This window comes from Microcoleus sp. AS-A8, from assembly GCA_039962225.1.
Lineage (GTDB): Bacteria > Cyanobacteriota > Cyanobacteriia > Cyanobacteriales > Coleofasciculaceae > Allocoleopsis.
On sequence record JAMPKV010000016.1, the window covers coordinates 36,070 to 47,992 of the forward strand.

Annotated in this window: 6 protein-coding genes; all 6 read right to left on the reverse strand. The window is 49.2% G+C overall.

Annotated features, from left to right (window positions below; genetic code table 11):
• Positions 1-24: 24 nt before the first annotated feature.
• Positions 25-4,278, reverse strand: coding sequence for a hypothetical protein (locus NDI48_22805; GenBank protein ID MEP0833998.1), 4,254 nt, complete (start codon positions 4,276-4,278; stop codon positions 25-27).
• Between the two features lie 3 nt (positions 4,279-4,281).
• Complete coding sequence (locus tag NDI48_22810) at positions 4,282-4,815, reverse strand: phage tail protein (protein ID MEP0833999.1); 534 nt, start codon at positions 4,813-4,815, stop codon at positions 4,282-4,284.
• Positions 4,815-5,105 carry a hypothetical protein gene (locus tag NDI48_22815; protein MEP0834000.1) on the reverse strand — a complete coding sequence of 97 codons (291 nt, stop codon included), beginning with the start codon at positions 5,103-5,105 and terminating at the stop codon, positions 4,815-4,817. Before NDI48_22815 ends, NDI48_22810 begins: the two co-directional genes overlap by 1 nt.
• A gap of 122 nt (positions 5,106-5,227) precedes the next feature.
• Positions 5,228-7,744 (reverse strand): substrate-binding domain-containing protein, encoded by a 2,517-nt coding sequence (locus NDI48_22820; protein MEP0834001.1) that lies wholly within the window; start codon positions 7,742-7,744, stop codon positions 5,228-5,230.
• 15 nt (positions 7,745-7,759) lie between these two features.
• Positions 7,760-8,224, reverse strand: coding sequence for a hypothetical protein (locus NDI48_22825; GenBank protein ID MEP0834002.1), 465 nt, complete (start codon positions 8,222-8,224; stop codon positions 7,760-7,762).
• On the reverse strand, positions 8,221-11,733 hold the full coding sequence (locus tag NDI48_22830) for a DUF4157 domain-containing protein (protein ID MEP0834003.1): 3,513 nt from the start codon (positions 11,731-11,733) through the stop codon (positions 8,221-8,223). The genes NDI48_22825 and NDI48_22830 overlap by 4 nt, the downstream gene beginning before the upstream one ends.
• Positions 11,734-11,923: the final 190 nt, after the last annotated feature.

Sequence of the window (11,923 nt, forward strand, 5' to 3'; positions counted from 1 at the left end):
TAATCCAATTGTTCACTACAATAATCAGCCTCTATAATAGTGACCATAACGCTCTCGCTCTATGGCTAACCTCTGCTGTACTAAACTATAGATTTCCCGCGCTAATATCTCCAAGTTTTGCTCATCTTCGTCTTGAGCATCCTTATCTTGTGCAGGATTTTCGGCGACTGAAGTGTCATCTTGAACCGAAGTTTCTTCTGTGGTAAACCTTTGGATAGAAGTTTCTTGGCTGAAGGTTGATGAAGCATCAGAAGAACGGGAGTATTCGGGAATTAGGTTTTCCCAATGAGTGGATTCTTGCCAATCCGAAGGCGCTTGGTTTCTTGAATCGTTAAACGCCATTTGTATGGGAGTTTCTCCTCCAAAGGCTGGGGAGGAATTAGTTGTCGTATTCTCCAGTAAGTCAGCAATGCTTGACCAGGAATTGGGTATCTCGCTAGTATATGTAGATCTCCCTAGTTGTTGAGTTTGTTGATTAAAATCTGGAGTTGTCTTAGGAATGACATCACTGGCTCGTCGAAGGGTCAAAGGTTCAGTATCAAGGCTCACAGGTGGAACTTTTACGGTTGATTGTAGAGATTGATTGAAGCCATTCTCAGGTAATGATGAAGATGTTGTGCTTGGCACGACAAGCCGATGTGAGGGTTCTGGCATTAATTGAACAATTTTTGATGGCTCCCTTGAGAATTCAGGAGTTGATGCCGTAGAGAGCGATGACGATTGTTGTGAGTGTTGATTCAGGGGTTGGATGAGGGGTAATGTATGGCGTGTTCCTACTAAATTTTCCAAAACAGTTGGCAACTGAGGAACGTCTTGGTTCTGGTTAAAGGACTCATCTCTCGTCACGTTTGTTTTTGTTTGTAGCAGATGGGTTGGAAGAGGAGGACTATTGGCTGAGGCGGCAGAGACTTGAGGAGAATTCTCCTGTGCTTCCTCGGAATTCTTGGCAGTCGGCAATCTTTCTGATTGCAAGTTAGCATCACTTTCTAACAGAGGTTGTCGGATGATTGGCTCTGTTAATGACGAATTTTCGTCGAGTTGAGAAATTTCTGTGGGCTGAAGGGGTTCTGGCTCAGTAGGGTAGGAAACAGGTGTCGCTTCATCCGCTAAAGCCTTTGGCATAACCAGGGTAGAGTCTGTGGTTATGGCTGGGCTGATGGTAGAAGGTAACTCTGTCTCGCTAGCTGATGGCGTAGATGTCGTCTGCACTGGAGCTGTTTCCGCAAGGGGCTGTCTTTGAATGGCAGATTCCTGTGGAGCAGTTGGGGATGTGATGTCGGGAGGAGCAAGCGCTTCTTCTTGCGTCGGTGTGATCGCACTTGGTACTGTTTCCTTTTTTTGCAGAAGCGCCTGTCTTTGAATGCCAGATTCCTCTGGAGCAGTTGGGGAAGTGATGTCGGGAGGAGCAAGCGCTTTTTCTGGTGTAGGTGCGATCGCACCTGGTAGTGTTTCCTGTGTTTGCAGAAGCGCCTGTCTTTGAATGCCAGATTCCTGTGGAGCAGTTGGGGAAGTGATATCAGCGGGAGCGATCGCTTCTTCTGGTGTAGGTGTGATCGCACTTGGTACTGTTTCCTGTGTTTCCGGCAGTAACTGTGTTTGAATACCAGATTCCTGTGGAGCAGTTGGGGAAGTGATGTCGGGAGGAGCGATCGCTTCTTCTGGTGGAGGCGAGATCGCACTTGGTGCCGTTTCCTCTGTTTCTGGAAGCGGTTGTCTTTGAATGCCAGATTCCTCTGGAGCAGTTGGGGAAGTGATATTAGCGGGAGCGATCGCTTCTTCTGGTGTAGGTGTGATCGCACCTGGTGTCGTTTCCTGTGTTTCCGGCAGCAACTGTCTTTGAATTGACGACGCCTCTGGAGTAGTTGAGGAAGTGATGTCGGGAGGAGCAAGCGCTTTTTCTGGTGTAGGTGCGATCGTACTTGGTGCCGTTTCCTCTGTTTCTGGAAGCGGTTGTCTTTGAATGCCAGATTCCTGTGGAGCCGTTGGGGAAGTGATATCAGCGGGAGCGATAACCTCTTCCTGGGTAGGTGCGATCGCACTTGGTGCCGTTTCCTCGGTTTCCGCAAGCGGCTGTCTTTGAATTGACGATGCCTCTGGAGTCGTTGAGGAAGTGATATCAGCGGGAGCGAGCGCTTCTTCTGGTGGAGGTGCGATCGCACTTGGTGCCGTTTCCTCGGTTTCCGCAAGCGGCTGTCTTTGAATTGACGATTCCTCTGAAGTAGTTGAGGAAGTTATATCAACGGGAGCGAGCGCTTTTTCTGGTGGAGGTGCGATCGCACTTGGTGGCATTTCCTCTGTTTGAGGAAGCGCCTGTCTTTGAATGCCCGATTCCTGTAGAGTCGTTTGGGAAGTGATATCGGGAGGAGCGATCGCTTCTTCTTGTGTAGGTGCTATCGCGTCTGGTGTCGTTTCCTGTGTTTCCGGCAGTAACTGTGTTTGAATACCAGATTCCTGTGGAGCAATTGGGGATGTGATGTCGGAATGAGCGATCGCCTCTTCTGGTGTAGGTGCGATCGCACCTGGTGCCGTTTCCTGTGTTTGAGGAAGCGCCTGTCTTTGAATTGACGACGCCTCTGGAGTAGTTGAGGAAGTGATATCAGCGGGAGCGATCGCCTCTTCTGGTGTAGGTGCGATCGCACCTGGTGCCGTTTCCTGTGTTTGAGGAAGCGCCTGTCTTTGAATTGACGACGCCTCTGGAGTAGTTGAGGAAGTGATATCAGCGGGAGCGGACGATTCTCTTTCTAGTCGGGGCTGTACAATTTGTGAATGGCTGGGCGCAGCGTCTGTATCCAAGCCTGGGGTTTCTGTTGTCTGCTGCTGTTGTTCTAGGGTAGGGGAGGAACTCGGTGTGATTGTTTCCAGCTCTGGTTTGGCGAATGGGGTTGAGGAATCAGCAACGGGTTCGCCTATCGTTGAAGATTGGTGAGGTTCTGGCTCTGTTAGTACCGGAGATTCGATGGGCGCAGCAGCGGGTTGGCTTAAAGCCGAAGACTCTGTTTCTGAAAATGCTTGAACAACAGTTGGTTCAGAGGATGTAATCCCTGACTCTTGAAGACTCTCCCCCGCTGTTGCGGATGCTCCTTGTGTTGATTGGGGTAAGTCTGATGTTTCTGCGATCGCTAAGGATTCGCTGTCGCTGTTTGGCTGCACAGAGGGCTGTACGTTCACGCTATCACTCACTAACACGGGTGCGAGCGCCGATGGGGATTCAGCAGTCGGCTGGTTAATCGGTGGAGGCGAGTCTACCGTTGCCTGAGTCTGCGCTAAGAATTCAGGGGGTTGGGATATGTCTGGAAGGGCTTGACTCGGTAAGGGTAACGATTCAACTAATGGATATGGAGATGCCTCATTCTCTTGGCGTTGCACGGGAACGCTAGGGACATCTTGTGTATTTAGCTCGGTGTCCTGAGCTGGTTCAATTGCATGAACTGGCGACAACTCAGCTTGAGAACTAACAATTGGTTCAATGCCCGACAAATGATCTGCGGCTAGTGACGGCAACGGTGCAACGGCTGAAGTCTGAGGGGATGGCACGTTGCTCAAGTCGGCTGAACGCATCACACTAGGGTTAGCGTTGGCGATCGCTGATGATTCCTCAGTCACTTCCGGTATCTGAACTCTAGGTTCTGGCTGAGAAACCGATGATTCTCTTATGGGTTTAACGACTTCAGGGGCTTCTGGAATCGCGATTTCCCTCTGGAGCAAAGGTTCTGTTGCTAATTGAGGTTGTACAACCGTTGGGTTGAGCGGTGCTGTGTCTGATCCTCCCAGTTGATCATGTGGTGCAGCGAGTTGTAGCTCCTGGGTTGTAACTTGTGCCTGATCGTGCCCCAGCAGACGACGTTCCGCTTCGCTCAGGCTATCCGGTGCGGCTGGGATTGGGTTATTTTCATGCCCATTGACTGTAGGAGTCTCCGCAGGGTAGCGTTGGATGTTCACTTGAGTGCTATCCATCCCGGCTGTTGGGGTAGCCGCCGCCGTCACAGGGGCTTCTGGAGGATTCAGAGATAACCGAGATTCAGCCAAAGACGGGGAATCCTGGAAAAAATTCTCTGACAGATTGTAATCGGGTAAGGCTTGATCAGACGCTCCTAAAGGATTACCCCCGCCTAGAGGCTGCGCTCCCAAAGGGGACAGAAATTGCGGCGACAGGAAGTTTTGCCCTAAGGGATTGGCTATAACTAAAGGCTGTTGCAAACCAAGAGGAGGTTGCCAGGAGGTTGTCTCTCCCTGAGAATCACTGGAACTGAATCGGTTGTCTGGGGAGGATTCTGGCATAGGTTAATGACTGGGGAAATATCCCAATCCATCACGTTTAATATTGGTACTAGCCTTACCGCTGTTTGAATTAGTAACAACCTTCAAGCCCTCGTAGGCTAGGGTAAGCTCCTCAATAGCGGCTGTGTTGGAATTAGCTTGTAGCGAAGGTGCTTTCCATCCCACAGGTACAGCACCAATCAGTGTCCAACACTGCATGGTTTCTCCAGACTGGTTAAACACCAGAATATTCACATTGCGACGTTCTTTTTGACTGTTGGAGTCTAATATCTGATTGAGCCAATTCCAGAAGACCAAATTATTAGTAATGCCGCGCTTGAGTGTCACATCACTAAATTTGGCTTGCTTGAGAAAAATTCGCTGCTGATCGTTGACACCGCCTTCAAAGTAACTTTCCTTATCCACCTGGACACCTAAACCCGCGCACTCTGTAAAAGATGCCGTGATTTCACTCTCAATCTCTACATAAAAGCGATTGGCTGTAACGTAGTTGAGTTCGTGAGTTACTTTACCATTTAGGTTTTGACTATTCGTCATTACAAAAACCCTCCATAGTTTCTACTCCGTTCCTGCTGACGGCGTAGGTCTTCTAGCATCAGTTTATAGACTCGGTCACTCAGTAACCTCATCAGTAAGGGGTCTTGCAGAACCTTCCCAGCTACCTTGGAGATTTTCGCTAGATCTTCTGTTTTACCCTTGCTTTGCATAAGAGCGGGGGCTGCGTAACCGGCTGGAACAGAGATATCACCAATCGGTTTCAAGGAAGGTTCTGTTCCCAGACTGGTCATGGCCTGAGCGTGCGTCTGTCCAGAAAAATCGGCGACCATGATAAATAATAAAAACTCACTCTCACTTTAAAAATACAGCAGAATACCGAACAGTAGCCAAAGGTCGAATTTGGCTCTTAATGCGGGATGTTGGCTGCTCGAATCCTTTGTTTCTACCGATTTCACTTGAGTACTAATGGATACAAGGGTATCAGTCCAGTTCTACTGAGCAACTGCTGACCCTCTTGAGTTCGTAGCATTTCAGCAAACTTAGCACCAACCGGAGGGCGACTATTATCTCTCGGATAGACGACGGCTAACGGATACCCTAAAGGATAGCTGTTGTCCCGGAAAACTTGCAGGTTAGGAAAATAACTTCCTTTATGTTCACACAGATCCGTTGTGGGATTGACGGGTTGCTGATTATCTTGGATTAAAGGATGAACAAAGTCTGTTTTTCCCTCTTTTAGGGCTAAGGGATAAACAGAACATTGACCAAAAACTTGGCTGAGTTTGCCAAATGCGATCGCACCCATTCCAGCCCCATCAGACTCAAAGTCCTGAATCACCTGCCGTAACATTTTAAAGGTAGGAAATCTGTAAATTTCTGGAACCCATGAATTGGTAAATGTGTCAGGTGGGTCACCCTTTCTTTGTAACTTTCTAAAGCTTTGGATGGTTTGGTTATCTTTCAGAACTCGTTGTTCAAAGATGCGTACAGCTTCTGTTTCATCGGGAATGTAGAGTCTGACGGCTAGATTAGGGCCACCGAGTTCTCTCCAGTTGGTTATTTGACCCGTGTAGAGTTGACGTAATTGCTCAAAAGTGATTTGCCCGTTTAAAGCTTGAGGCAGACTTTTTTCTCGTTGGGAGTAGCTAAAGGCAACAAACACAACCAAACCATCGTAGGCAACGGTTTGCGATTCCATTTCAATGGGTAATGGTCTAATTAGACTGGTTAGAGCAAAGTCTGTTTCTTCAGAGCTAACTTTCGCCAATGCCGTTTGAGTTGAATCTTGCGGTTGGTAATTTAACTGTAATTTAGGCTGACGTTTTTCGAGTTCTTCTTCTAAGGTTTTGCCATCTGATACCAGATTTTTCTGCTGAACCGTATAATTCCACGTTCCCTGCTGTTCCGCTGCATAAGTAAATTTTCCAGAAGGAATTGCAGACACTTTATTAATGCAGCAAAGTGAAAGTTCATCCCCAGCACTTTCAGCGACTTGAGGTTTAGGCCAGAGCCACCAAATCAGCAGCCCAAGCAAGCCAAAACCAAGAATACCTAAAAGAAACCAAAGAATGCGAGGAGTTTTGACGATTTCCTCTTCCTCTAAAACAGCCTGCACCACCGGGTAAACAATAGGTGCTTCCGGCGGTAGTTTTAACAAGGCTTGACGAGCAATTTGTGCGCTCTCAAACGGAATACCAATTCCCATCAAGCGCTGAAGGAACACCTTAAAGGTAAAGTTTACGGGAGGCCAATTTTGGTCATCTTTGGGGTCAAAAAGTTGACCATCAACCGGGTTAATTCTTGCACCTACCAATAGGTAAAAACCGATGTATCCTAAAGCCACTAAATCTTGTGCGGCTGAAGGATTAGGAATGAGTAATGGGTGATGGGAATTGTGACGGTTGAGGGTTGAATTTGGATTTTCTCTCGTCCCCTGTCCCCAATCTCCTTTGGGGTCAAATAGGCTTTCCCATAAAGCCAGATCGCAGACATAAATGAAGAAATCGGTATTCAGTATTTCCGAATTTAAACCAACCACATGGTTCAAACCGTTACCCGCAGCCCCATTTTGATTCTTGGCAATCAGCAGGCTATCGAGACTCAGATTGCCATGGGCTATCCCCAACTGTACCTGACCGGAGGGAAAACGGAATTTTTGCGTGTGGAGAAATTCCAGGGTTTGCAAGACTTGGTTGAGGACTTGGCGTACAGCGATCGCACTCATTGCACCATGCAGCGCAAGGTATTCACTTAAAGTGGGGTAGAGGTCGAAATTGCCCTTAGTTAGAAGGTAGCAGCGTTCCTCGTTGTGGTCTGCGATCGCTTCCCAAGGGTGACACAAGCGAAAATCCTGGACTCGACCATCGGCTAAATTCACTCCAGCCTTGAGTCTGAAAGCATCCTTTCGGGCATTAGCTTCTTCCTGATTAAAACAATAGTCGGGGAGGAGATACTCTTTAATCAAAACCTGATGACTGTTAGAGAGTTGGGTTCCTTGATATAAGCGCCCCATTCCCCGACGCCCGATTAAGCGTTCCACTCGATATCTGCCGCGACTGCCCCGGATTTCCGCTTTTTCGGGTAAGGTAGCTGGAAAACCGCATTCTCGACAAGACTTGGTTTCCGGGCTTTGCTGCACGGTTTGCTGGAGATATTCACAGGTTAAGGGGTCACCCCAACGGCAACGATACTGGGTGTAGAGTGGTTCAACAATCTGAGGGGCTTTCGGGGACTCAGCAACCTTTACCTGCGTACCAACCGTTGCTTCTTCCTCTTCGTCCTCTAGAGTGGGCTTGAACTCTGTAACGAATGGAAATAGCCAGCGTAATTGCGTTGGCACCAAGCTTTCCAGTCGGCTTCTGAAGGTACTGATGACGTAATCTCGCCTACCCTCTGCCTCACTGCTTGCCCTCCGACCTAATTCTTTAAATACACCTTTGGTAAGATTCTTTTTCTTTTTCTTTGCCATAGCTATGACCGTGCTTTACAACACCCGCCAAGGTTTAGGAAACCAGGCAAAGCGACCCTCCAGCCACACTAACCCGTCGTAAGCCATACCGCTATGTTCTCCCCGCTTCACGTACTTCCACGCTAGCCAAATCCGGTGTGGTAGCAAGTTGTGAGCGATGCGTTGATATCCACCGGGAAACAACTGGCTACGTTCTGACTCCCTGCCCAAGTCCTCAGCCAACGCAGAATAGACTAACACCTGCTCCTGACCCAGCTTGGGTTCGGGAAAGGGTGACTCTGACCAGATAAGTTCGTATCCTAGCCGCGCTGACTGCACAGCGTCAGGCTGAAAGACTCGTTCATAGTCCTCAATCTTGGGACACAGGTGTTCTTGAGAGAACTGTCGCAGGGATTCCCGGTTGGCACCAAAGAAGGTTGTCAGCAGTTGGGCCGCACGTCTCTCAATATCCTGATTCAGTGGATCAGAAGGGGCTTTCATAACTGGGAGTCGGCTTGATTAGGGGTTTGGCTCTGGCTCATGTCTGGCTCGTTTCTCCTCACCTCTGTTAGGATGATCTCATTTAGCTTGGCTCTATCTTCTGGTTCCAGGTATTTGACTTGAGCTTCGAGAAACTGCTGCACTTTGGGCATATCATCGCCTATGGCAACGACCATTTTAGCGATCGCACTGAGTCGGGCTTCGCTAGCCGCACTTGTGGCTTTATCTTCCGCTGCGGCAGAGACACCGGCCACGAGTAAGCGACCCAGCAAATCCTCTAAGCGACCTTTGTATTCACCCTTAATCGCACCAACTCCTTCACCAATAGCCGCACCAACCACACCCGCGCCCGCCTCAATCATCGCCGATGACGTTTTCTGATCCAGACCCCCCTTGACCGTGGCAGTTGCCGCGCTCGTTACGCCACCGACAACCCCACCCACAGTGGCTCCTTTAGCGATACCTTCCAGGTATTCTGCAAGACCTTGACGCCAATTTTGATCATTCATCGTTTCCTTGAGTGCCCCCATAGCTGCTCCTTTCACTGTTCCCTTGAGAGCTTCTAGAGCCACTTTCTTCGCCATATCCTCGCCTAAACCCTTGACAATATCCTCAAGTTTTGCCAGGAATTTAGTTTTATCGGCTAAGGCACCTCCCAGGGCTACTGAGATTGCTGCCGTCAGTGCCTCAATCGCGATATCCTCTCCACCATAAGCCGCACCTTGCATCCCGTACTTCAGTGCCATATTCGCACCACCAGCAGCCACTCCTGAAATAACTGCAACTAGCCAGGGAGCTGCCGCCCCCTTAGTGCAAATTGTCACTAGCGCTGCTACGGCAATTGTTCCGACCGTGCTAACAGCATTACCAACGGCTTCTTTGGCATCTTTGTAGTTCGTTGCATCCGTTTCCTGATACCCCGCCAGCTTCTCGACATCTTCCTGGGTAAAATCGGGCTTGAGTTCGCCGTTTTCGTCGAACATCTCTCGCAGGCGTTGGGTTTGCTTTTCTAGCTGCTCGCCTTTCGAGTGCATCCCCATTGATTCGGATAAATCCATCATGGTTTGCGAGAAGGCGGTTGAGCCTTCACCCCGCTCGAATTCGTAGCGCTCCATCGCTCGGTCGTAATGCTCCTTTGCGGTTTGGGGCTTGCCCTTGAGCAATTGACCGACTTCAAAGGCATCCCGACCGTCTATCTCTCCTGCCAGATCCACATCGAGATTGCCACCGTTGGTTTTCTTGGCGTAGTCTTCCCGGATCTTTTTGATCTCATCGGCGGTCTTATCCTTGAGCGTTTCCTTGAGCAGCTCTTCGTCGGTTCCTAGGCTTTTTGTCGTCGCCAGCTCTAAGGCAAATACTGGATCGAGTTGTCCATCCTTGGCAAATTGCTTTGCCTGCTCCAGATCGTCGTCGCTCAACTCGTCCTTGAGCATTTCCTGGAAGCTGCCTTTTCCGTAGGCCGATTCGTAGGCATCGATGATTGCCTTGCGCTCTTCCGGACTCTTACCTTTTAACTGGTCGTAGATCCCCTTTTCGTCAGTACCCAGTAGTTTGTCAATACCTGCATTTTTAATCCGACCAGCAGCGGCGGCGGCTTTGTCTCCTCGTTCGAGACCTAACGCTATGTCCATCTCAGCACTGGAGAAGTCATCAACGATATCAGTCGCCAGCTCCCGACCAGTTTTGTTTTTGTAGGCTGTTCTGATCGCTTCAATTTCTTTGGGGTCTTTGCCCTCTAAGTATTTATAGACGGCTTCTTCGTCGGTTCCTAGACCATCCAGTGCCTCATTGATCCGAATAGCCGCTGCTTCACCTTGCTTATCTTCTAGCAGTGCGTTGGTTACTTCCAGATCCTCGCCTCCCAAGTTGCCCAGAACCTTATCAATTTTTGCCTTAACGGAAGGATTTTGAGCCGCCATCTCCTGAATCTTCTTGCGATCCTCTGGTGCTAATGCCATCAGAGTTGATTCGATCTTCTGTTCGTCATCATTAAAGGTTCCGGCTGAGTTGAACAACGCTTCCACAGCCGCTTTGGCTTTGTCACCTGATAGGTGAGCCAAAGCCTCCTGCTTATCACTCCCCGACAACTCGCTGTTTATATCGCTGTCAAGATTTCTGCCATAGTGATCGCTGTATTCTTTACGGATGGCTGCTACCTCTGCCTTGGATTTTCCAGCGAGAGTTTTAAGAATTGTATCTTCATCGCTTCCCCAACCATCGATCGCTTTGAATAGGGCATCTGTAGCCGCTTTGATTTTGGCGGGGTCGAGGGTGGCATCCTTGAGGGCAGAGTCGAAATCCTTGCCGTACTTTGCCTGGTATTCTTTCTTGATGGCGTCGAGTTCTTCAGCAGACTTACCAGCCAGAGGCTTTTTTAGTTGTTCTAGCTCAGAAGGTCCATCCACAATATTCTTGCGTAGCTCCCCAACTGTTGCCGTGATTTTTGCTGGGTCGATCGGATTGACAGTTTGATTCGGATCAGGTTGAGGAGGTGCAGTTTGAGGAGGTGCGGCTTGAGGAGGTGCAACCTGACGTTGTAGCTTGATACCACCCGTCTGCTGTACCACATGGGTCAACTCATGGGCTGTCAAATCAGAAATCGCTGGAGACTTCCCCTCACCAAAGTAAATATCATTGCCATGAGTAAATGCCTGTGCCCGCACAGCTTGATTCATCTGAATAGCTTGGCTATCGGTATGTACCCGAACCTGACTAAAATCAGCTCCAAAGCGAGGTTCCATGAAGGAACGCACTTCATCGGGTAAAGGGCTACCTCCACCCTTGCTATTGGTGAGCTGATTCTCCAAATCGTCACTGGTGTTATGGCTGCTAGTTGATGAGTCTTGGGGCGATCGTTTCGGTTGTATGCCTAAATCGTCCTCTGGTGCTGGTGGTTCTTCCTGTCGTTGCACCAGAGGTTTGGCTTGTAAGTCTGGTTCTTCCTCTGGCGCTGGTGGTTCTTCCTGTCGTTGCACCAGAGGTTTGGCTTGTAAATCTGGTTCTTCCTCTGGTGCTGGTGGTTCTTCCTGTCGTTGCACCAGAGGTTTGGCTTGTAAGTCTGGTTCTTCCTCTGGTGCTGGTGGTTCTTCCTGTCGTTGCACCAGAGGCGTAATCGTACTCGCCAGAGGCTTCATCTGCACCTCGTCTTCCTCTGGTTCCGTTCCCTGGCGCTGAACTGGCTGCTGGCTAGTTGGGGCATTCATGTTCATAACCTGAGCCGCTACTGAGTCAGCTTCCTGCTCGTATTTGTCCCCTGGCGCACCGATCGCAAGCTTAAACTGAATGTCTCCTGGTGTACTATCCTGTACCTTGACTCGACCAAAGTTGTGACCAAAACGGGCTGCTCTCTCTGATTGGGCTTGGAGGTCTGGGGTCTCTTGGTTTTCGAGGTCTGCTGGGTTCTGGTCAGTCTCGTTGCTCAAAGGGCGATGTTGGAACAAGTCGGCTTCTGTTGCTGATGAAGAGGACTGTGTTCGGGTTCTTTTCTGGATTCGCTGTCCTGTATACATTTGAGCAGTCCTCCCTCTAAGAGTTGTGCCAGCCGTGAGCTAATTGCTTTTGTTTTGGAACTTGGTATAATAGTAAGCCCTTTTCAATCCTGTTGCCTTAGTTCTAAAGTCGAAGATTTGCGATCGCGACAAACAATCACAATTCTCTCTTCATCGAGCAATCCCCACATTGCAGAATAGTTAAAATCCT